A 23,837-nucleotide genomic window follows, 5' to 3' on the forward strand; every position below is an offset into this window, starting at 1 on the left:
ACTCCTAATTGTTAATTTTAGATACTTTCGTAATGTTTGGTATCATTGAAATTTGTTGTATGATGCGATCATCAACATTTTGGTCCACTTCGATGACCATTAATGCGGTTAAACCACGCTCAATTCGCGATACTTCCATATGACCGATGTTGACATGATGCATTGCCAAACAATTGGCAACGTTTGCAATACAACCGGCACGGTCGTCATGAACAACTAGTAAAGCCGGCATACCCCCCGTTAAACGTAGCTTAAATCCATTTACTTCACTGATTTCAATTTTTCCGCCACCGATAGAAATTCCTTCAACCGACAACTCATCTATTTCATCCCCTAAAACAATGCGTGCCGTATTCGGATGCTCCTTATTAGCCGTCTCTGGAATAATTTCAAATTCTAACCCCGCTTCTTTTGCAAGCTCAAAGGACGTTTTAATACGTTCATCAAAAGTATCAAAATCCAGCAATCCACCTACAATCGCTACGTCCGTTCCATGTCCTTTATACGTCTCTGCAAAAGAGCCATATAGATGAATTTTTGCCCATTTAGGTTTTCGACCAAATAAATCTCTCGCCACTCGTCCGATGCGTGCTGCACCAGCCGTATGAGAAGATGAAGGGCCAATCATAACCGGTCCTATGATGTCAAATACAGATGTGAATTTCAACCTATCTCCCCCTTAAACGATTATTCTATTCCAGATTCATAGAAAATCATTTCGATAATGTCTTTTAATTTAAGCCTAGTTTATCATGAACATTCTATGACATTCAAAATAAATAGTTTTCTAAAAATTTGTACACCCACGGTTGTCTTTATAAAAAATATAGCCTTCCCTATAATTTATGAGAAGGCTATCAAGATGGATTATTCGATTGATAAAATAAACGGATATAAGGATTGTTTTCCCTCTACAATTTCTACTTCAGCATCTGGATAATGACTTTCGATAAAGCTTGAAAGTTCATTCGCTTGCTCTGCTGTTGCATCTTCTCCGTATAAAATAGTAATAATTTCTGAATCTTCATCAACTAATTCAGAAACGACCTTTTTTGCTGCCTCTAACATTTTAGGCGTTGATAAAATGATTTTTCCTTCTGCTAAAGCCATATAATCATCTTTGCGAATTTCGACACCATCAATGGAAGTATCACGTACCGCAAAAGTTACCTGGCCAGTCTTCACATGGGAAAACGCCTCAGTCATTCCTTCTTTATTATCTTCTACGGAAGCTTCAGGATTGAAGGCTAAAATAGCAGCCATTCCTTGAGGAATTGTTTTCGTCGGTACGACTGCAGCTTCTATATCTAATAATTCTACAGCCTGCTCAGCAGCCATTAAAATATTTTTGTTATTCGGTAAAATTAATACACGTTCAGCTTCAATTTCTTTCACCGCTTTAACAATATCTTCTGTAGAAGGGTTCATCGTTTGTCCACCTTCTATAACATAAGAAGCGCCGATGCTGCGTAAAAGATTCGCTATTCCTTCACCCATGGCAATCGTTACAACCGCATATGGATGTTTTTCTTTTTTCTTTGCTGGAACCACTGCTGAATCGGAATGGTCATTGACAATAGCAGAATGTTGCTCTCGCATGTTATCTACTTTAATTTTAATTAAGCTACCATATTTTTGACCTGCAGAAAGTACAGCTCCCGGTGTTTCAGAGTGAATATGTACCTTTGCAATTTCGTCATCGGAAACAACTAGTAAAGAATCTCCCATGACATTTAACTCTTCACGGAACTTCATTTCATCAAACGGCTCTTTATCTTTTTCTAATCGAACCATAATTTCAGTACAATAGCCAAAAACAATCTCTTCCGTACTCATAAAATCTTGTGCCCGGTGATGTTCAGCACTAATTAAATCATCAAGGGATGCATCGTTACGTTCTGGAAGCGCTTCACCTTTTAGAGATGCAAGAAAGCCTTCATAAACGAAAAGTAAACCTTGTCCACCACTATCTACTACACCAACTTCTTTTAAAACCGGCAGTAAGTCAGGGGTACGATCCAATGATTTTTTCCCTTCAGCAACTAATGCTTCCACCACTTTAATAATATCAGTTTCCGTTTCTGCAACTTCTACTGCTTTTGCAGCAGCTTCACGGGCAACGGTTAAAATTGTACCTTCTACAGGTTTCATTACAGCTTTATAGGCCGTATCAACACCCGCTTGAAACGCATTTGCTAAGCGATAGGCATCAATTTCTTCTTCTTTTTCTATCGCTTTTCCGAATCCACGGAATAACTGGGACAAAATAACCCCCGAATTTCCTCGGGCTCCCATTAATAATCCTTTTGATAAGCTCTGGGCAGTTTTCCCAATATGTTTTTGTGCATTTACTTCTGTTTCTTTAGCACCAGATGTCATGGACAAATTCATATTCGTACCAGTATCTCCATCGGGAACTGGAAAAACATTTAAAGAGTCAACATAACTTGCATTTTGTGATAGGTGATGGGCACCCATCTGCACCATTTCGGCAAATTTGATTCCGTCTAGTGACTTCATCCGATTTAAATCCTCCTCTTACACATTCATAACACGAACGCCTTGAACAAAAATGTTAACTGATTTAACGCTCATACCTAATGTTTTATTTACTGTGTATTTTACTTTTGATTGAACTTGATAGGCTACTTCAGAAATTTTCGTTCCATAACTAACTATAATATACATGTCAATATGAAGGTCTTGTCCTTCTTGACGAATAATAACGCCTTTAGTAAAGTTTTCTTTTCGTAAAATATCTGTTAAACCATCTCGAATTTGGTGTTTTGATGCCATACCAACAATACCGTAGCATTCAATTGCAGCTCCACCAGCTATTTGTGCAATTACATCATTTGAAATATCAATTTGTCCGAAATCATTATTAATTTCTACTGACATAAATTTGCCCCCTTGGCTCTTTTTGACTAATCTATATTGTACTACACAAAAATTCATTATAAAAGAAAACGTTAGCATCCGTCTACTTAATTACTGGAATCCGTCGATTTCCCTTCTATTCCAATATGCTTTATGTATACTATGATAGTGCTTTTATATAGCATTTCCATTTTCTCCGACTTTTTTCTAACTGTAAATGATTTTTTCTTGAAAGGTTATGTGAAATAGGTTGCAACGATTTGTTGTCTATGTTAAATTATTATAGTATGTGAAATAAAGAACTGAAAAACAATCTTTCAGATTCATCTGTAAGGAGGGAATATACATGCCTAAACAATGTGTAGTAACTGGTCGTAAAACTCGTTCAGGCAACAACCGTTCACACGCTATGAACGCTAACAAACGTACTTGGGGTGCAAACTTACAAAAAGTTCGTATTCTAGTGAATGGTAAACCAAAACGTGTATGGGTATCTGCTCGTGCTCTTAAATCTGGTAAAGTTGAACGCGTATAATCAACTTCCATCATTGAAAACATCGGTTTTTACAAATTATGTAAAAGTCGATGTTTTTTTATGTACTAGAAAAAACTATATTAAAAAAGAACTGCCCTATCAATTTTAGAGGACAGTTCCTTCTTTTTTACTGAAAGTATTCCCAAATGCATTTGTTTTAATTTATAGGCGTTTTGGAAAATCAAATAAGTAATGAAATAAAAATTATTCCTTTTTCTTCTTCTTCCCGCCGCCTGTAAATAAATTAATGCAACTACGTGTAAGGCTACTAACAATTTTCGGCAATTGAAATGTATAAACTCTCAAACGCTGGCCTCCTTTTTAATCACTGCTTCTTATCATTAAACATATGCCTGATGAAAAAGAGATATACCCAAGCTCAGAAATCAATTCATTACTAGTAAAGCGAGATGTACCAATTTCAATTGTTTCATTTGTAGTCTCGTATTTTACACCACGTAATGTCACATTTTCTACTTCCTTTTCATAAGCAAAAAATGAAATATATCGATACTTTTCATCTCGTAATATAGTATGTTTGCCAGGCAATAGTATGCAAATTTCGTTATGGGAGTTTATAATTTTTATTTTTGTTTTTTGATTTAACATTTGAAAGCGATACATGGAACGAATGGCTGCCTCAAAATGATCTAAACGTCCACCTGTTACACCCGTTAAATAGATTTCTGACGGGTCGTATTTCATTGCCTTTAATAAAGCTAAATCGGTGTCCGTTTCATCTTTCTCAGCTTGAACTTTTTCAACGTTTTCAACGAGTGTAGATACTTTGATCCATTCTTCTTCTGATAACGAATCAAAATCTCCGACAATTTCCTTTGGCATAATTCCTTCTTCAATTAAATAAAGAGACCCTCTGTCAGCACCAATAAATATGACATCTTTTAATTGAAACGGTTTAAAAGAACATAGCTCCTGCTTCGGTCCACTAGAACAAATTACAACAGTTGTCATACTATTGAACAACGGCCTCGCCAGCTAATTTAATCTCTTGCAAAGCCTTCGTGCGATCTTCTTTGTTAAATATTGCTGAACCTGCCACAATCATCGTTGCTCCTGCTTTAGCACAAGGTACAACCGTTTCTGCCGTAATTCCACCATCAACTTCAATTTCAATGTTTAATCCACGTTCTTTAATGATTTTAAATAATGCCTCAATTTTTGGAACGACTGAAGAAATAAACTTTTGACCACCAAATCCAGGATTAACGGTCATAAATAATACAAAATCAATATCCTCCAAAATATGTTGAATCGATTCGATTGGTGTATGAGGATTTAATACAACGCCCGGTTTCACATTAAAGGATCGAATCAATTGAATCGTGCGATGCAAATGTCGACATGCTTCCACATGTATTGAGATATAATCAGCACCAGCTTTCGCAAATTGTTCGATATAACTTTCTGGGTTTTCAATCATTAAATGAACATCAAGAGGTAAGTTCGTAATCGGACGTAAAGCTTCCACAACGATAGGACCCATTGTAATATTCGGAACAAAATGGCCGTCCATTACATCGATATGAATGAGTTCAGCTCCTGCCTTTTCTACTTCTTTTACGTCTTGTCCTAATTTTGCAAAATCGGCTGCAAGAATGGATGGTGCAATTTTAATCATCATTAGTACCTCGGCTTTCGATCAAGTATTTCTTGTAAAAATTGTTGATAATGTTCATAGCGGTAAGAAGGAACTTCTTCCCTTTCTAGCGCTCCCTTTACAGCACATTTCGGCTCTTTTATATGCAAGCAACCTCTAAACTTACATCCTTCACTAAGCCGCTCAAATTCAGGGAAACAAGAAGTTAACTCTTCTTTTTCAATTGTATCAAAATCAAAGGAGCTAAAACCAGGTGTATCAGCTAATAACCCACCACAAACTTCAATTAGCTCTACATGGCGGGTTGTATGTTTTCCTCGACCAAGACTGTGGGAAATATCACTTGTTTGTAACTTTAATTCTGGTAATAACGTATTTAGCAAAGTAGATTTACCAACTCCAGATTGACCGGCTAAAACAGAAGTTTTCCCTTCTAAAACCGGTTGCAATCGTTCAAGTAAAGTTTTGTCATTTTTATAAGTTTCAATGATTTCATATCCAATGGATTTGTAATCATCGATATATTTTGTTAACTTAACCCGTTCTTCTTCATCCAATAAATCCATTTTTGTCAAACAAATAATTGGATTTACACGGAATGATTCCAGTACAACTAAAAATCGATCCAATAATATCGTATTAAAATCTGGTTCTTTTACTGAAAAAACTAAAATTGCTTGATCAACGTTAGCAATAGGGGGGCGTACTAATTCGTTCATTCTCGGATGAATTTTCATTATGTAGCCATCCGATTCCCCTTCTTTTGTATAATCGACAAAGTCGCCGACAAGCGGTGATTCCCCTCGATTTCGGAAAACACCGCGCCCTCGGCATTGAATTAACTCACCGTTTTGGTAAACATAATAATAACCGCTTAACGCTTTACGGATTTGGCCTTCAGCCATTTTTTCACTCCTTATTCTGCCCTATCATAGGGTATTGTCTCTTCTGCAATGTTAGTGGAATCACGTTCAATTCGATAGGCCGCTGTTTCTCCCTCAGCAATTTCTAATTGAATTCGATAATTCGTATCCTCCGTTATCGTGAATTCGTCATAAGGCTCCACCATCGAATGGGTCTTGTCTTCAATGAAAATTCGAACTGATTGTATTTCACCTAATTGAAACGGTTCGTAAGGAATTACAATATCTTTATAATACATTTTTACTTGTTTTTCAGCAGGACCTTTAGAAAGAACGACTTCAATTGTTCCGCCTTCTTCTAAACTTGAATTCGCCTTTGGATTTTGGGAAATTACTTCACCAGCGGGAACCGTATCAGAGTTTTCTTCACTATCTATTTCAACATTAAAGCCTGAGCTTTTTTCATACTCTTCTAATTCCGCCTCATCATACCCTGTTAAGTCTGAAACAGTTACTTCATTTTTTCCTTGACTTACTTTTAAAATAATTGTCGTTTCACTCGGAACAACCTCTTCTCCAGCAGAAGGCTGTTGTTCAACAATTGTACCTTCCGGCTCATCCGAATAGACTTGTTGAATATCAAAATCTTGATAATCGCTATTCTCTAAAATTGAAGTGACTTGATTAATTTGTTTTCCAACATAATCATCCACTTCAATTTTTTCATTACCTAAGCTAACAACTAATTCGATTTCTGTCCCTTCAAGACGGCTTAAACCAGCCTTCGGATTCGTTTTTATTACTAACCCTTCTTCTACTTCATCAGAATGGGCTTCTTTTTGTTCACCTATAGCAAATCCTTCACTTTCAAGTATTTCAATGGCTTCTTCAACTTCCATATTCGATACATCAGGAATTTCTATTTTCTTTGGACTTAACAAATTAAAGGCAAGGACAGAACCTAGAATAATAATGGCAATAATGGCCACAATAATGGCTACCATTTTTCGACGATTCTTTTTCTTATTGTTGTTCTTATTATTTTTCTTATCTTTTTCTTTAACAGGTACTTCTTTTTGAGCTTTTTCCGGCTTTACTCGTTCTGCCTTTTCCGTTTTTTGAGAATTCACCTTCGTATTAGCAATGTCGCTAAACGGTAAAGAATCTTTAATAATAGGAATTGCCTTTGTTTCATCATCATCAACGGGTGGTTGGAATTTCTTTTCCGACAAACGTTCTGGAGATAATACTGTTTGTAAGTCCTCTTCCATTTCCTCTACAGAAGAATAACGATGTAGGGGATTTTTAGCTGTTGCCTTCAAAATAACATTTTCCAAACTTTGTGGAATGGATGCGTCCAAAGCTCTTACAGAAGGTGTTTCCGTTTGTAAATGTTTTAATGCGATAGATACTGCCGATTCACCAGAAAACGGTAATTCCCCCGTTAATAACTCATACAACACAATCCCTAACGAATAAATATCCGATTGATTCGTCGCAGTACCACCCCGTGCTTGTTCAGGAGATAAATAATGGACTGTTCCAATAACAGAGTTTGTTTTCGTATAGCTTGTAGCACTTAAAGAAGTTGCGATCCCAAAGTCTGTTACTTTCACATTTCCTTCATTATCCACTAAAATGTTTTGCGGTTTAATATCACGATGAATAATTTGATTTTCATGGGCATGGGCAATGGCAGAAGTTAATTGTTTCATAATTTGAACACTTCTAGCTGGTGATAAAGGCGAAAACTCATTTATGTATTGTTTTAATGTTTTGCCTTTTATATATTCCATGACGATGTAGTGCATATCTTGATCTTCCCCAACATCGTAAATACTAACGATATTTGGATGAGTTAAACTTGTCGCCGATAATGCTTCCCTTTGAAAACGCCGATGAAATTCTTCTTCGTTTGACGCATCATAACGTAAAACTTTAACCGCCACATCACGATTTAAAATCATATCATGAGCCAAATAAACATTCGACATTCCACCGCCGCCGATAAGCTCCAGTATTTTATAACGGTCATTAATTCTTTTTCCCTTTAGCATAGTTACACCTCCTCATCGTTCATTGATAATAAAATGACCGATATATTATCTTCTCCACCTGAATCGTTTGCTAACTGCACTAGTTTTTTTCCTTTATTTTCAATTGAAAGGGGTAAAGTTAGAATAGCAGCCATTTCATCAGTTGAAATTTTATTACTTAAACCGTCTGAACAAATTAATAAATAGGACGGTTGAAATAGGCTTAATTCGTAAAAATCAGGTTCTATCGTCGATTCAGTTCCAAGGGATTTTACGATAAAGTTTTTTTGCGGATGGTTTTCTGCTTCCTCTTCACTAATTTCTCCATTCTCAACTAGTAAATTAACGTAAGAATGATCTCTTGTAACAAGAGATACATTTTCAGAAGTAAAATAATAAACTCTACTATCTCCGATATGGCCAATTAAACATTGATTACCGTCGATTAAAACCGCGATTAATGTTGTCCCCATACCTTGGCAACCTTCAGTAATGAGAGAGTGATTATATATTTTTTCATTGATTGCTTTAATCACTTCCAACATCCATTGTTTTTTTGCTTCAATCGTGTTTAATTGTGTGACATTTACATTAAGAAAGTGGGTTTTCATTTCCTCAATCGCCATTTCACTGGCCACATCACCAGCATTATGTCCACCCATACCATCTGCTAATATCGCAAGTTTAAAGGAATCGGGATGCTCTAAAAAAGCAACCCGATCTTCATTTACCATCCGTTTTCGTCCAATATCACTTTCGACTGTATACTTCACAGTAGTCACCCACCTACTTTATTTCATCTTGGCGTTCTTGCGCTCGTAACTGGCCGCATGCTGCTGCAATATCAGCACCTTGTTCACGACGAATTGTTACGTTAATTCCACGTTTCTTCAAAGTTTTTTCAAAGGCAAATATACTGCTACGTGAAGTTCTTACATAATCACGCTCTGGTACATAGTTAATAGGAATTAAATTAACATGACACTTAATCCCTTTAATTAAATCCGCTAATTCCTCTGCCACTTCAACAGAATCATTTTCACCTGACATTAAACCATATTCAAAACTTACACGACGACCCGTTTTCTTCGTATAATAACGTACCGCTTCTAAAAGTTCATCAAGTTTATAGGCGCGAGCAATAGGCATTAATTTTTGACGTGCTTCTTGGTTTGGTGCGTGTAAAGAAACAGCGAAATTAATTTGTAATTCTTCATCTGCAAATTTGTAAATCTTCGGTACGATTCCTGATGTGGAAACGGTAATATGACGAGCACCGATATTTAATCCTTTATCATTATTGATGACCTTTAAGAAATTCATCATCGCATCATAGTTATCAAACGGTTCCCCAATTCCCATGATAACGATATGGGATACCCGTTCACCTGCTTCATCTAATTCTTTTTGTACTTTTACAACTTGCTCTACAATTTCACCTGCTAATAAATGACGTTTTAAACCACCAAGGGTTGATGCACAAAATGTACAGCCAATACGACAGCCAACTTGCGTTGTTACACAAACAGAATTTCCATAATCATGGCGCATTAATACCGTTTCAATGGAATAACCATCTTGAAGTTGGAATAAAAACTTAATCGTTCCATCTTTCGATTCTTGTTTAATGATGGTTGATAGTGTTGTTAAAGCAAAGTTTTCTTTTAATTTTTCACGAAGGGATTTTGATAGATTCGACATTTCGTCGAAGGTTTTCACTCGTTTATCATATAACCATTCATAAATTTGACCAGCTCGGAAAGGTTTCTCCCCATTCTCTTTCAACCATTCTTGTAACTCATCAATTCTTAACGAATAAATGGATTCCTTTAGTTGAGGTTTTTCTTTTTTCACACGTCGAGCTGGCTTTTGTTCAGCCTCTTCTACTAGGTCTTGAATACGTTCATTAAATTTATTTTGATCCATTTGTGTTAGGATTCTCCTTTTTTATTTCTAACTAATCTTGCTTTTTTCTAAAAGTTGCTACAAAGAAACCATCGCTGCCGAAATCTTGAGGGAATACTTGTAGCATTCCACTTTGACTGCGATCTACAAGTTCCTTCGGTAAATTTTCTATTTCAATCGATTCCATTTCTGGATGGGTCGCTAAAAATGCCGATACAGTGTCTTCATTTTCTTCCTTATTGACTGTACAAGTGCTATAAACTAATCGCCCACCTTTTTTAAGGACTTTCACAGCATTGTTTAATAGTTCAAGCTGAATCGTATGGAGGCGAGACAAGTCTTCTTCCCGTTTTGTATATTTAATGTCCGGTTTACGTCTCATCACACCTAATCCTGAGCAAGGAGCATCAACTAAAACGGCATCAAAGGATTCAGCTTGTAAAAGTTCCGCAGCCTTCCGACCATCGATTGGTGCCGTTTGAATAATATCTAACCCTAAGCGGACACTTGTTTCGTCGATTAAATCTAATTTATGTGGGTGTAAATCTGTTGCTAAAATAGAACCTTCATTGGCCATTAATTCAGCCATATGAGTTGTTTTTCCGCCTGGTGCCGCACACATATCAAGGACACGCCATCCTCGTTTTGGATTTAACGCATTTGCCGGCATCATCGAACTTTCATCTTGAATCGTAATAAAACCATCTTTAAATGCTTTTGTCCTCGATGGTTGACCTGTTAAGAAATGTAAACACTCAGGCATTATTTTACTTTGTTTTGCTGAAACACCTTCTTGTTCCAGCATTAAAAGTACTTCTTGAACCGATGCTTTTGTCATATTCACTCGAACGGTTGGAATTGGTGGAACATTGTTTTCTTGTAACATTTCTGTTGTGCGCTCAAGACCATAAGAATTAATAAATCGCTCGACTAGCCATTTTGGATGACTCGTTTCAATAGCTAATCGATGAATAGGATCCGTAATCCCCTCTGTTGAACGTACACCTTGACGTAAAATCGACCGGAGGATGCCATTTACTAATGAAGCGATTCCTTTATGTCCTCTACGTTTTGCAATTTCCACGGATTCATTCACGACCGCATGATCAGGAACCCTGTCTAAGTACAGCATTTGATATAGGGAAAGGCGAAGAAGCCAATTTACCCAAAGGTCTATTTTCCCGCGGATAAAAGGCTCTAAATAATAATCTAATGTATATTTATGTTGCAAGGTTCCGTAAGTTAATTCGGTTAGAAGGGCTCGATCTTTTGCTTCAATTTTATATTTATTAATCGTTTGATTAAGTAGTAAATTACTGTATGCTTGATCTTTATCAACTGCTAAAAGGATGGCTAATGCGGCATCGCGCACATTACCGTTCCAAATTGGTACTTTCTTTTTTGTCATTCAAATTGGTCCCCTATCACAAGTTTTGACCCCGTTCCGCGCAAGTAATCTTGCGCCGTCATCCGTTTTTTGCCCGCTGGTTGAAGTTCAAAAACAATGATTGTTTTTCCGTCACCACAAGCGACCTCAAAACTATCTTTATTAATTTTCACAACTTTACCTGGCGCATCCTTTGTTAAAGTATCTCCCTCTTTAACTAACCAAATTTTCACATTCTCACCTTGAAAAGTTGTGTAAGCGGTTGGCCATGGCGTTAATCCACGAACTTGATTAAAAACAGTTCTTGCACTATTGGACCAATGAATTCGTTCTTGCTCCCTTGAAATATTATGGGCAAAGGTTACCTTTTCTTCATCTTGTGGAATACGTTCATTTTTCCCTTCAATAATAAGGGGTAACGTAGATTTTAAAAGATCTCTTCCGACAAGGCTTAATTTTTCAAACATAGTACCTGTATTATCAGTATCCTCAATAGCAATCTCAGCCTGAGAAATAATATCCCCCGCATCTAATTTTTCCGCCATGTACATAATCGTTACGCCGGTTTTCTCTTCCCCATCTATAATTGCTTGATGGATTGGTGCTCCACCACGATATTTCGGTAATAAAGAGGCATGAACATTAATACAACCGAAACGAGGTGCATCAAGTAAAGTCTTTGGTAAAATTTGACCAAAGGCAGCAGTTATGACAATATCAGGATTTAACAATAAAATTTGTTCCAATTCTTGAGAACCACGTAATTTTTCTGGTTGGATGACAGGTAAACCTAAACGTAATGCTTCTTCTTTTACAGGAGGAGGTGTTAATACCTTTTTCCGGCCGACCGGGCGATCGGGTTGAGTGACGACTGCTAATACGTCATACCCTTCCTCATGAATCATTCGTAATATAGGTACTGAAAAAGAAGGTGTCCCCATAAATACAACTGAAGTCATTTTTACTCCTCCTCACCATACATTTCTGCTAGCTCTTCCTCCGGTACAACACGAATTAATTTTGAATCAAATAAAACCCCATCTAAATGGTCAATTTCGTGTAAAATGGCACGAGCATCAAAACCGCCAGCTTCCAATTCGTATACTCTTCCTTCACGATCACAAGCTTCAATTTTTACATATGTCGGTCTTTCTACTTCTCCAAAAAGATTTGGAAAGCTTAAACACCCTTCTATATCAACTTCTGACCCAGAAGTTTCTAAAATAGTTGGATTAATCATTTCTAATATATCTCGTTCTCCACCTAATTCAACAATTGCTACACGTAATGGAACATTAATTTGAGGCGCCGCTATTCCAACACCATCATATTCCACCATTGTGTCGTATAGGTCATCAAGAAGTGTAATAATTTCTTCGTTAATTACTGTAACTTCTTTACATTTTTCTGTTAGTACCTTTGCAGGATGTTTTACAACTTCTTTAATTGCCATTATTTTACCTCTTTCTACACTTCTTTAAGCAGCAAGGAAATATTCCTAACCAAAAAATCGTTTAAATCATTGTTGGATCTAAATCAACAGTCAGGATAATTCCCTTTTTAATCCAATCCGAACGGTATAACTTAATAAGTTGTAATAATGTCGGGATTAAATTTGGTTCTATTTTGTATTTTATCAAACATTGATAGCGATATCTATTTTGGAGACGACTGATTCCAGCTGTAGTCGGCCCAATGATGGAAATGTTAAAGGACAGTTTTGAACGTAACCAATCAGCAGCTTTTCCAGCATATTCCGCCGCCATCATGACATCATGATGGGATATTTGAATTAACGCTAAATAGTAATATGGAGGGTATCCAGCTTGATGACGCATATGCATTTCCCGTTCATAAAACGGTTCATACTCCTGGGACTTAGCTAATTCAATAGCATAATGTTCTGGTGTATATGTTTGAATGACTACTTCCCCTGGCTTACTATGTCGTCCAGCTCGTCCACTTACTTGAGTTAATAATTGGAATGTCTTTTCCGCAGCACGGAAATCTGGTAAATGGAGAGATGTATCCGCACTTAACACCCCTACTAATGTAATATTTGGATAATCAAGTCCTTTAGCAATCATTTGAGTGCCTAATAAAATATCCGCTTCCCCGTCACCAAAGGCTTGCAATAGTTGCTCGTGGGACCCCTTAGTTTTCGTCGTATCCACATCCATTCTTAACACTCTAGCTTCAGGAAATAATTTTGCAATCTCTTCTTCCACTTTTTGTGTTCCTGTACCAAAAAATCGGATATGATCACTTTGACATTGGGGGCATGTTTTAGGGACATGAATTTCATAGCCACAATAATGACATTTACATTTTTCATTACTACGATGGTAAGTTAATGAAATGTCACAGTTTTCACATTGGAGAACCGTTCCACAGTCTCTACAAAGAACAAAGGCCGAATAACCTCTACGATTTAAAAATAAAACGATTTGTTCTTTTCTTTCTAATCGAATTCGAATGGATTCTACTAATTGTTGAGAAAACATCGAACGATTTCCCTGTTTCAATTCATCTCGCATATCGACTACTTGAACAGTTGGTAACGACTGTTTTAAAGCACGTTCTTTTAATGTTAATAATGTATAAACCTTTTTCTTTGAGCGGGCAAAGGATTCTAATGATGGTGTGGCACTGCCTAATATAACTGGACATGAGTGGTAATTACTACGCCAAATCGCTACGTCTCTTGCATGATATCGTGGTGAATCTTCTTGTTTGTAAGTGGACTCATGCTCTTCATCTAAAATAATGATACCTACATTTTCAAAAGGAGCAAAAATAGCGGAACGGGCCCCGACAACAACTTTTACTTTCCCTTGATGTACCTTTCTCCACTCATCATATTTTTCACCAACGGATAATCCGCTGTGCATGACCGCAACTAGCTCTCCAAAACGGGAACGGAATCGCTCCGTCATTTGAGGGGTTAAGGAAATTTCCGGAACAAGTACAATCGCTTCTTTTCCTTCTTCTAAACATTTAGCAATCGCTTGTAAATATACTTCCGTTTTCCCACTACCTGTAATACCGTGCAATAAAAAGGTTTCAGGTTGTTTACGGTTCATTGCATCAGTTATTTTATAAAGGGCCGTAGACTGCTCATCTGTTAAATTTAAAAAATCTGTTTTTTTCACATCTTTTGTAAATGGATCACGGTACACTTCTTGTTGAATAAAAGAAGCGGCACCTAATTCAATTACAGCCTGTAACACTTGAGAAGATGTATTTAATTCTTTATAAATAATATCGGGCTCCATTATTTCCCCTACATGATTGAACATCCACTCCACAAGGAGCTTTTGTTTTTTAGCCCGTTTCGAAATGTTGTTAAAGATTTCAGTTAATGTTTCACGTTCTGGACAAATTCGTACTTTTCTTACTTCCTTCACTTTTCCCTTTTGTTGCACGACATTTTCCAAAGAAACCATTTTTTCTTTTAATGCTTTCTTAATGTCCGGAAGTAGATTATTTTTTTCAAATTGTTTCAAATATACCCGTTCAGATTTCTCAAACCATTCTTTTAATGAAGATGGTAAATGTTCAACATCCGTTTGCAATGTAATAACCTTTTCATATTTTGCACGCAAAGCAGAAGGTAGCATAACTTGCAAAGCATCAATTTCGTAACAAATTGTTTCATTTTTTAACCATTTGGCCAACTGTAACATTTCACCCGTTAAAACAGGTTCAATATCAAGTATTTGAGTAATAGGCTTAATCTTTTCAAGAGGAACATCTGTATCGTTTTTTAACGCCACAACAAATCCAAGTACATTTCGTGGTCCAAATGGTACTTTTACTCGACTACCGCACTCCATAATATTTGTCATTTCTGCAGGGACTAAATAATCGAAGGGGCGATCGACAGGATAGGCTGCGACATCTACGATTACCTCCGCAACGGTTATCATCCCTTTTTCGCTTCCCCTTCAAAAAATTCGACCACAATTTGTGTAATTTTTTCTGGTTCTTCTAAACGACCCTTTCCAACATACCCACACGCTAAAAAACCTTCCGACGGTTCGATAAATGAACAACCATCTTCTGCTAATTGAGCAATATTTCGTTTCACAGCTGGATGATCATACATATGTACATTCATGGCTGGAGCAAGCCAAACGGGACAAGTTGCTGCAAGTAAAGTAGTTGTGACCATATCGTCTGCAATACCATTTGCCAATTTTCCGATGACATTAGCCGTTGCTGGCGCTACTAAAATTAAATCAGCCCAATCCGCTAAATCAATATGGGCTATGACCTTTGAATCTTTTTCATCAAATGTATCGTAATAAACGTCGTTTTTAGACATCACTTGAAAACTTAATGGTGTGACAAATTTACGAGCTGACTCTGTCATAATGACTTTCACATTAAAATTTGCCTGTGTTAGTTTACTTACAAGGGCTACCGCTTTATAAACCGCAATGCCACCTGACACACATAATAATATATTTTTTTGCATGACTCACTCATCCTTTCAAATGACAAGCTCCCAAAGAATAATTCTCCGGGAGCTAATAGATCGTCATATCTTCAACTAATTATAAACAAAAAACCATTTAGAACTTCAATGAAAACGACTTAAACAAATAGAAGTTACTTCGTAAACTTTCTGAAATTAAATTTCGTCCTCGTAAATTGTAGAAGCATCTTGTTTCTCTTTCTTTAATAGACCAGCTGCTACTTCTTCTAAAGCTTTCCCTACTGGTTTATGGGAAACGTAGGATTCTAATTGCTCGTCACCTTGTTCTTGCATTTGACGAGCACGTTTTGATGCAAGACTTACTAAAGAATATTTTGAATCGATTTTACTTTTTAAAGCATCAACAGATGGGTACAACATAAAATTATTCTCCTCTCAACATAGACAAATATCTTTTTTCAACACGGTCACGACGACAATGTTCCGCAACAATGATAGCATTTATTTTATCACATGCATTCTGAATTTCATCATTTTCTACAACGTAATCATATAAACTCATCATTTCGAGCTCTTCCCGTGCTGTTTCAATTCTTTTTTTAATAATTTCCTCTGTTTCAGTACCGCGTCCAATTAAACGATTCTGTAACTCGGTAATACTTGGGGGTGCTAAAAATATAAAGAGGGCTTCAGGAGCTTTTTCACGAATTTGTGCCGCTCCTTGAACTTCTATTTCTAAAAATACATCTCGGCCTGCATCCAATGTTTCATTGACATAAGCAAGCGGAGTCCCATAGTAGTTACCAACAAACTCGGCATGTTCTAACAAACCGCCTTCTTCGATAAGCGTTTCAAACTCTTCCCGAGTTTTAAAAAAGTAATCCACACCATCGACTTCACCTTCACGCGGAGCACGAGTTGTCATTGAAATCGAATATTCATAATTTGTGCCGGCCTTTGAAAAAAGTTCTTTACGTACTGTCCCTTTACCGACACCGGATGGGCCCGATAGAACAATTAATAAGCCTCGTTCTTTTCTCATTGTTCTCAACTTCTCCCTTGCTAAACTACTATTACAATTATTTTATGATGTTCCTTATTAGAAACATTAGAAATGACTGGAGTAGTCGAATCGTCTAAACGTTAATTCGACTCCATTCACAAACTTCAATGAGCATGAAAACTCGTTCCTAAAAAAATTCCATATAACAGCATAAACCAATTATTCAATATTTTGTACTTGTTCTCGCATTTTTTCTAAAATTGTTTTTGCTTGAACAACTTCAATTGAAATATCAGCATTTTGATTTTTAGAGCCAATTGTATTAATTTCACGATGCATCTCTTGCATTAAAAAGTCTAGCTTGCGGCCAACTGAATTCGCTTCTTCCAGCGTTCCTTCTAATTGTTTAAAATGACTTTCAAGGCGATCCAATTCTTCTGCAATATCTACTTTTTCTGCGAAAATAGCGACTTCTGCAAGTATACGTTCATCTATACTATCTAAATGAACAACTTCCATAATTCGTTCATTTAATTTCGCTCGATATTTATTTACCGAATCAGTGGATAGAGCACGAATTTGCTGAATATGTTCTTTTAATTGAGTATTATAGCACAATAAAGCGTTTTTTAACTGATTACCTTCTAACTCACGCATTTCAACTAATTTTTCGGCTGCTTCTTTTACAGCATCTTCAATAGCTTCTTTTATTTCTTCTGGCGTCAACTCTTGTTTTTCATACGTCAACGCATTTTCCAAAGAAAGCAGTTCTTGCATAGACCATTTTTCATCAAAGGGGACTACTGAGCTTAATTGCTCCTTTGCCTGTTTATAAGCTTCAATTAATGGCCAATTGATTTGAATAGATAGAGAATCGTTCCCTAAGGATTTCAAATTTACAACGACATCTAATTTTCCCCGCTGTACATATTGGGATAATAGTTTTTTAGTAGCTATTTCAGCTTCTAGCCAGTCCTTAGGAAATTTTGTATAAACTTCTAAAAAACGATGATTTACAGAACGAACTTCAACAGTTAGTTGATAGTTATTCGTAGTTGTGACACCTCTGCCAAAACCAGTCATACTACGCACCAAGGTTCGTCACACCTTTCTTTGCATACTATTTTTAGTATAACACATCCTGAGCCTTAATTTAATGTTAGACGTATGCAAAAAGTAAATGTTGAATGCAACGATAAAGAACTATAGTATAATATGTTATATATTTTTGTCTTTGAACTACATTTTATAATGAAATATCGTTGTAAATGAAGTCTTACTAATTTTTATATGGATTTCTAACCATATAGGATTGATCGAAGATTACGTGAAAGAAGAAAAGAGGAAATAACATGGCTTTTGATGGCTTATTTACAATAGCAATGGCAAATGAATTAAAACAATTAGAAACAGGTCGTATTACGAAAATTCATCAGCCAAACGCCCTTGAAATTATGTTACATATTCGTGCTAAAGGGGAGAATTATAAACTATTATGTTCGATTCACCCGGCCTATGCGCGGGTTCATTTAACAGAACATTCGATTGATAACCCAGCTGAACCACCAATGTTTTGTATGCTTTTAAGAAAACATATTGAAGGCGGTATTATTCATACAATTTCAACCGATTCCTTTGAACGAATTTTAACTTTTAATATCGAAAGTAAAAATGAAATTGGAGATCAAGTTTTTCGCAAGTTGACAGTCGAGATTATGGGGCGTCACAGCAATATTATGTTAATCGATGATGAAAACGATAAAATTATTGATAGTTTAAAACATCTACCACCATCTGTTAATAGTTATCGTACCGTCTTACCCGGTCAACCGTATATTGCCCCTCCAAAACAAAATAAAGTCAATCCAGCTACGATGACCGATGACGAAATACAACAATTTTTCGCAGAAGAAAAAACAGCAAAACACGTTGTTGAGCATTTAAAAGGGTTTTCACCTATTCATGCAAACGAACTTTTATATCGTATAAAACAAAATGATATACTTCCTACTTTTAAAACTTTTTTAGAAGAAATTGTTGCTGGTGCACATCCCACTTATATAGAAGTAGATAAAAAAACTTATTTTTCACCAACAACATTAACCCACTTGAAAGGTCAAAAAACCCAATATGAGTCATTAAGCACCTTATTAGATCGGGTATTTTATGCCCGGGCTGAACGGGATCGGGTAAAGCAGCAGGCTGGAGATTTGGAACGTTGGCTTCAAAACGAACGCAATAAATTAACTTTAAAATTAAAAAAACTTCAAAAAGATTTGGATAATGCTTCGAATCTAGATAAATTTCAACTTTATGGTGAACTCTTAATGGCCCATTTATATCAATTCGAAAAGGGTATGAAAGAAGTAACCGTAACGAACTACTACAGTGAGAACGGGGAGCAAATAACAATACCTTTAAGCGTTAGAAAAACACCAGTTGAAAATGCCCAAAGTTATTACACGAAATATAATAAAGCAAAAAATGCTTTAGTTATGGTAAAAGAACAAATCGAAAAAACGGAAGATGAAATTCAGTACTTTGATATGTTAATGGCACAAGTGCATCAAGCATCCCCTTCGGATATAGAGGAAATTCGCGAAGAATTAGCGGAACAAGGTTACTTAAAAATGCGCAATAGTAAACGGAAGAAAAAGCCGACTAAACCTTCTCCAGAACAATTTGTATCCTCTTCTGGAATCCCCATTTCCGTTGGGAAAAATAATAAACAAAATGATTATTTAACTTTTAAAATAGCAAAAAAGACAGACATTTGGTTGCATACAAAAGATATTCCAGGATCCCATGTCGTTATCCATTCCAATGAACCAGATGACAAAACTTTATTTGAGGCTGCCACTTTAAGTGCTTATTTTAGTAAAGCTCGCGATTCTTCTTCAGTTCCCGTTGACTATACGGAAATTCGGCAAGTGAAAAAACCGAATGGAGCAAAGCCTGGCTTCGTTATTTATTTCGAACAAAAAACCCTTTTTGTAACACCCGACGAAGAGCTCGTACTAAAACTAAAAAAATAACTTTACAAAGATGAAGGCGATTGGTGGAGAATTCAATTTATTCTTACCAATCCCTTTTTGTTTTACCGTAATAACTCCCCTATTTCTTTCTATTTATCTATCTACCATTCCCCAAAATAGAAATGTCGAATTTTGAAAACTAAAAAACTACAAATTTCGATTTAAAAGTAACTATTTTGTAATGTATTCCCAATCTATTATCATATATTATTAAAATTAGAAAAAGTTGACTAAATATTATATTTATTCTATTTTTTCAGACTAATAGAATACTAAGAGGAGTGGATTTATGAAACTTAGAAAAATAGTACTTGTGGCAATTGCTTTCTTTTTGGCATTCAGTACACCACTGTTCGGCGTGAACAGTACGAGCGCAAAAAGTTTAAAAAACTTGCCTACCATTCAACAAGAAAAAAATGAACCAAACATCTCAAAATCTCTAGCAAATCCAAAAAACCCCGACAAAAAAGTTCGAATCGTCGTTGAACTTGACGGGGAGCCTGCTATTGAAAAAGCAACAAAAAAAGGCGTTTTATATAAGCAATTAAAACGGTCAGAAAAAGAATCCATTGAAACTGCCGTTACGGAAGAACAAGAAAGTGTTCAAGATACATTAAAAAAACAAGTGCCTTCCGTCAAATATATTGAAAACTTTTCAGTTGTATTTAATGGATTCTCAGCAGAAGTAGAAGCAAAATATGTTGAAAAAATCGCAGCTACATCTGGTGTTAAAGCTGTCTATGAATCTACTGAATATGAACGACCAGAAGTAAAACCCGATATGATTCATTCGAAGGAATTAGTTCAAGCTCAACGCGCATGGAATGAATACGGTTTTGAAGGTGAAGGTATGGTTGTCGGTATTATTGATACTGGTATCGATCCGAGCCATAAAGACATGGTTTTATCTGATGAAAGTACAGCCGAACTAACTGAAGAAGAAGTAAATGCTCTGCGATCAGATGGATCCATTAAAAATGGTCAATATTATACGACAAAAGTTCCTTTTGGATATAACTATATGGACGGTAATGATGAAATTTTAGATTTAGGTCCAGGTGCATCGATGCATGGTATGCATGTTGGTGGTACAGTTGCAGCCAATGGAGATGAAGAAGACGGTGGTATTAAAGGAGTAGCTCCTGAAGCGCAACTTTTAGCTTTAAAAGTATTCGGAAATGATCCAAACTTTTCATCCACTTATGGTGATATTTATATAAAGGCAATTGATGATGCCATCAAGTTAAATGCCGACGTTTTAAACATGTCACTAGGTTCTCCTGCGGGATATGTAGATGAATCTAGCCCGGAACAACAAGCCGTATCTAGAGCTACAGAAAATGGTATTATCGTTTCGATTTCTTCAGGAAACTCGGATATGTATGGCTCTGGATATTTTTATCCTTATGCTGAAAACCAAGACTACGGTGTGACAGGATCGCCGGGTATATCCTATGACTCAATCAGCGTTGCTTCCGTTGAAAATTCGATGATTACTGCATATAGTTTTTCTTATCAAGTCGATGGAGCGCCATCAGGAGAAGCCCTTTATTTATTAGCAAATGACGCCAACCCAATTGAAACATTTAGCGGACCAGTAGAAGTCATGGATGCTGGTTTCGGAACAGCTGCTGATTTTGAAGGAAAAGATTTCACAGGAAAAGTCGCTTTAATTTCCCGTGGTTCTAATACGTTTGTTGAAAAGGGACTGAATGCTCAAGCTGCAGGTGCAGTAGCAGCCATTATTTACAACAATACTGAAGGTACAATTAATATGGCAACTGACCCTGGTATTACGATTCCATTCATGTCCATTTTAAAAGTGGATGGAGAATCATTAAAAGCTGCTTTAGATAACAATCAAAGTGTGACAGTCTCCTTCGATGGAAACTTTATTGAAACACAAAATCCGAGCGCAGGACAATTAAGTAGTTTTACTTCTTGGGGTCCAACGCCTAACTTAGATTTCAAACCGGAAATTACAGCTCCAGGTGGAAATATCTTCTCAACATTAAATGATGATAAGTATGGATTAATGAGCGGAACTTCTATGGCGGCACCTCATGTAGCGGGTGGTAGTGCCCTTGTTTTAGAAAGGGTAGACCAAGAATTTGATGCAACTGGTGCGGATAGAGTTCAAATAGCGAAGAATTTATTAATGAATACAGCTCTTCCAATGGAAACAACTCCAGGTGAGTATGTTTCACCACGTCGACAAGGGGCTGGATTAATGCAACTTGCAAATGCTCTATCAACGGATGTTATTGTAACAAATTCAGAAACGGGAGAAGCAAAAGTTGCTTTAAAGGAAATTGAAAATGACCAATTTACCTTTACTTTAGTTGCTGAAAACTTCTCAAATGAGGAAAAAACATATAATGTTGAAACACAACTTCAAATCGACATGCCTGTTAATGCCGGCGATGGATTATATGTAACGGTTCCAAACACATATGGTCAATATGTTCTTACGGATGAAGATGCAGATATCAATACTCCAGAATCGGTTACAATTCCTGCAAATGGTACAAAGGAAATTACTGTATCAGTTGACGTTTCCAATTTACCAGAAGAGATTCGTTCCATTTATTCTAACGGCTTCTTTGTTGATGGTTTCGTTCGATTAATTGATCCAAATGAAGAAGTAACAAATAATGTACCATTAACTGTCCCATTCTTTGGATTTAACGGCGGTTGGGATGATGCAAGAATCTTTGATTACTTTGCTTGGGACAATTTAACTTATTGGGGTTATACTGCTTTAGCAGATGAACAAGGTTCCTTCATTACAGGAGCAGGCGAACAATTTGATTCTTCTCGATTTGGTTTCTCTCCAAATGGAGATGGTATTCGTGATCAAGCAATTCCTGTCTTTTCTTTATTCCGTAATGCGAAGCAATTGAAAGTGGAAGTTGTCGATATGAACGGGAAAGTTTTACGTACTTTAAGAACTGCTAACAACTTAACGAAACATTATACATCTGACAACCCATACACTTATAATACGAACTATGGTTGGGATGGGAAAATTAATAATGCAATCGCTAAAGATGGAGACTATATTATTCGTGTAAGTGGGGTTATCGATTATGAAGGAGCACAATGGCAATCCATTGAATTCCCTGTTAAGGTCGATACGGCAGCCCCTAGCGCTAAAGTAACTTTCGATGCTTCAACTAAGACAGTTGTTGTCTCAAATCCTACCGATAATAAAGGTGGAACAGGTGCAGAATACTGGCAAGTATATGTAAATGGAGAAGCTGTTTCAGAAACTCTTCCTCTAACTACATCAACATTTACAATTAGTGGAGAATTAACGAATAAAGATAAAATTTCGGTACAATTAGTAGACGTTGCACGAAATGCTCAAACCTATGACTTCCAACTAAATAGTAATGAAGAAACAACACCTCCTGTTATTTATATTGAAAGTCCAAATTACTTTGATATATTTAACACGAACGAAATCGAAGTGAATGGAACAATTGAAGATGATTCAAAAATCACTTCAGTTACGGTGAACGATGAAGAAGCATCATTCGATGGTGTTCAATTCTCTCATACTTTAAATCTTGAAGATGGTTTCCAAGACATTCGTGTCAAAGCAATTGATGAATTCTCAAATGAAATGCAAATCTCTCGTAAAGTTTTCGTTGATACACAATTCCCAACAATTTCTTTTGGAAAAATTCCTAAAAACACAAAAGAAAGTGTGATTGTAGTTCCAGTTACTTTAAAAGACAATTTTGATGAAGTTCGATTAACGGTAAATGGAGACGAAAAATTCTTACACGAGTTATCAGAACCATACGAAATGAAAGGTTTTGAAGAACAAGTGGAAGTAGAACTTCCATTAGTAAATGGAAATAATGAGTTCATTTTTGAAGTAGAAGATTTAGCAGGAAATGTAACAACGAAAACGATTCAAATTAAAAAGAGTGGGAAACCTGGCAAGGGAAAAAATAAATAAACTTAAAACCGAAAAAGCCTATGATGGTATCATCCATTATAGGCTTTTATCTATAAAAAGTTTTATAAGAGAGTAGCTTACTTTATTGGCTCTAAAATATTTGTTGGGGTACAGATAAAATTCAGAAAAAATAAACACGCAATCTCCTAATTTTGTTAGACTTT

Annotated in this window: 20 protein-coding genes and 1 pseudogene; 3 read left to right on the forward strand and 18 right to left on the reverse strand. The window is 36.3% G+C overall.

The annotated features are described in order from the left end of the window. Positions 1-4: 4 nt before the first annotated feature. The 3 genes from sdaAB to ACH0B5_RS03035 form a co-directional block, all read right to left on the reverse strand. The gene (sdaAB, locus tag ACH0B5_RS03025) at positions 5-667 is read right to left on the reverse strand and encodes an L-serine ammonia-lyase, iron-sulfur-dependent subunit beta (RefSeq protein WP_122970319.1); all 663 of its coding nucleotides are present in this window, start codon (positions 665-667) and stop codon (positions 5-7) included. Positions 668-867: 200 nt separating this feature from the next. Beyond that, entirely contained in the window at positions 868-2,520 is a 1,653-nt protein-coding gene (locus ACH0B5_RS03030; protein WP_122970318.1) for a DAK2 domain-containing protein, read from the reverse strand. Positions 2,521-2,538: 18 nt separating this feature from the next. Then, the gene (locus ACH0B5_RS03035) at positions 2,539-2,901 is read right to left on the reverse strand and encodes an Asp23/Gls24 family envelope stress response protein (protein WP_122970317.1); all 363 of its coding nucleotides are present in this window, start codon (positions 2,899-2,901) and stop codon (positions 2,539-2,541) included. A gap of 325 nt (positions 2,902-3,226) precedes the next feature. On the opposite strand from ACH0B5_RS03035, the gene rpmB reads away from it, so the two are divergent. Continuing rightward, entirely contained in the window at positions 3,227-3,415 is a 189-nt protein-coding gene (gene rpmB, locus ACH0B5_RS03040) for a 50S ribosomal protein L28 (protein WP_036202868.1), read from the forward strand. A 204-nt stretch (positions 3,416-3,619) separates the two neighbouring features. Here the strand turns inward: rpmB and ACH0B5_RS03045 are convergent, their stop codons facing one another. The 15 genes and pseudogenes from ACH0B5_RS03045 to ACH0B5_RS03115 all read right to left on the reverse strand — a co-directional run bounded on the left by ACH0B5_RS03045 (position 3,620) and on the right by ACH0B5_RS03115 (position 17,763). Then, entirely contained in the window at positions 3,620-3,721 is a 102-nt protein-coding gene (locus ACH0B5_RS03045; protein ID WP_122970316.1) for a stage V sporulation protein SpoVM, read from the reverse strand. 15 nt (positions 3,722-3,736) lie between these two features. Continuing rightward, positions 3,737-4,387, reverse strand: a complete 651-nt coding sequence (locus tag ACH0B5_RS03050) for a thiamine diphosphokinase (RefSeq protein ID WP_122970315.1) — start codon at positions 4,385-4,387, stop codon at positions 3,737-3,739. Position 4,388: 1 nt separating this feature from the next. Further along, positions 4,389-5,054 (reverse strand): ribulose-phosphate 3-epimerase, encoded by a 666-nt coding sequence (rpe, locus tag ACH0B5_RS03055; protein WP_122970314.1) that lies wholly within the window; start codon positions 5,052-5,054, stop codon positions 4,389-4,391. Positions 5,055-5,056: 2 nt separating this feature from the next. After that, a complete protein-coding gene (gene rsgA, locus ACH0B5_RS03060) occupies positions 5,057-5,938 on the reverse strand; it encodes a ribosome small subunit-dependent GTPase A (RefSeq protein ID WP_122970313.1) in 882 nt (293 codons plus the stop codon). A gap of 11 nt (positions 5,939-5,949) precedes the next feature. Then, positions 5,950-7,953, reverse strand: coding sequence for a Stk1 family PASTA domain-containing Ser/Thr kinase (gene pknB / locus ACH0B5_RS03065; RefSeq protein WP_122970312.1), 2,004 nt, complete (start codon positions 7,951-7,953; stop codon positions 5,950-5,952). 2 nt (positions 7,954-7,955) lie between these two features. Beyond that, positions 7,956-8,705, reverse strand: a complete 750-nt coding sequence (locus ACH0B5_RS03070; RefSeq protein WP_122970311.1) for a Stp1/IreP family PP2C-type Ser/Thr phosphatase — start codon at positions 8,703-8,705, stop codon at positions 7,956-7,958. Between the two features lie 13 nt (positions 8,706-8,718). Continuing rightward, the gene (gene rlmN / locus ACH0B5_RS03075; RefSeq protein ID WP_122970310.1) at positions 8,719-9,858 is read right to left on the reverse strand and encodes a dual-specificity RNA methyltransferase RlmN; all 1,140 of its coding nucleotides are present in this window, start codon (positions 9,856-9,858) and stop codon (positions 8,719-8,721) included. 31 nt (positions 9,859-9,889) lie between these two features. Next, on the reverse strand, positions 9,890-11,245 hold the full coding sequence (rsmB, locus tag ACH0B5_RS03080; RefSeq protein ID WP_122970309.1) for a 16S rRNA (cytosine(967)-C(5))-methyltransferase RsmB: 1,356 nt from the start codon (positions 11,243-11,245) through the stop codon (positions 9,890-9,892). Then, positions 11,242-12,183, reverse strand: coding sequence for a methionyl-tRNA formyltransferase (fmt, locus tag ACH0B5_RS03085; RefSeq protein WP_406927370.1), 942 nt, complete (start codon positions 12,181-12,183; stop codon positions 11,242-11,244). Before fmt ends, rsmB begins: the two co-directional genes overlap by 4 nt. Positions 12,184-12,185: 2 nt before the next feature. Then, positions 12,186-12,677, reverse strand: coding sequence for a peptide deformylase (def, locus tag ACH0B5_RS03090; RefSeq protein ID WP_122970307.1), 492 nt, complete (start codon positions 12,675-12,677; stop codon positions 12,186-12,188). Positions 12,678-12,738: 61 nt separating this feature from the next. Next, on the reverse strand, positions 12,739-15,153 hold the full coding sequence (gene priA, locus ACH0B5_RS03095) for a primosomal protein N' (RefSeq protein ID WP_122970306.1): 2,415 nt from the start codon (positions 15,151-15,153) through the stop codon (positions 12,739-12,741). A gap of 5 nt (positions 15,154-15,158) precedes the next feature. Next, positions 15,159-15,704: pseudogene (gene coaBC, locus ACH0B5_RS03100) on the reverse strand (bifunctional phosphopantothenoylcysteine decarboxylase/phosphopantothenate--cysteine ligase CoaBC); the annotation flags it as partial. Between the two features lie 156 nt (positions 15,705-15,860). Next, complete coding sequence (gene rpoZ, locus ACH0B5_RS03105) at positions 15,861-16,085, reverse strand: DNA-directed RNA polymerase subunit omega (RefSeq protein WP_122970304.1); 225 nt, start codon at positions 16,083-16,085, stop codon at positions 15,861-15,863. A gap of 4 nt (positions 16,086-16,089) precedes the next feature. Continuing rightward, positions 16,090-16,707, reverse strand: a complete 618-nt coding sequence (gmk, locus tag ACH0B5_RS03110) for a guanylate kinase (protein ID WP_122970303.1) — start codon at positions 16,705-16,707, stop codon at positions 16,090-16,092. Between the two features lie 180 nt (positions 16,708-16,887). Next, positions 16,888-17,763: a YicC/YloC family endoribonuclease gene (locus ACH0B5_RS03115; RefSeq protein WP_122970302.1), complete on the reverse strand. Its 876-nt coding sequence runs from the start codon at positions 17,761-17,763 to the stop codon at positions 16,888-16,890. Positions 17,764-18,020: 257 nt separating this feature from the next. Between ACH0B5_RS03115 and ACH0B5_RS03120 the strand changes: the two genes are divergently transcribed. After that, on the forward strand, positions 18,021-19,703 hold the full coding sequence (locus ACH0B5_RS03120) for an Rqc2 family fibronectin-binding protein (protein WP_122970301.1): 1,683 nt from the start codon (positions 18,021-18,023) through the stop codon (positions 19,701-19,703). Positions 19,704-19,992: 289 nt separating this feature from the next. Next, entirely contained in the window at positions 19,993-23,673 is a 3,681-nt protein-coding gene (locus ACH0B5_RS03125; protein ID WP_406927371.1) for a S8 family serine peptidase, read from the forward strand. Positions 23,674-23,837: the final 164 nt, after the last annotated feature.

It is taken from the genome of Ureibacillus sp. 179-F W5.1 NHS, from assembly GCF_045369345.1.
GTDB lineage: Bacteria > Bacillota > Bacilli > Bacillales_A > Planococcaceae > Ureibacillus > Ureibacillus halotolerans.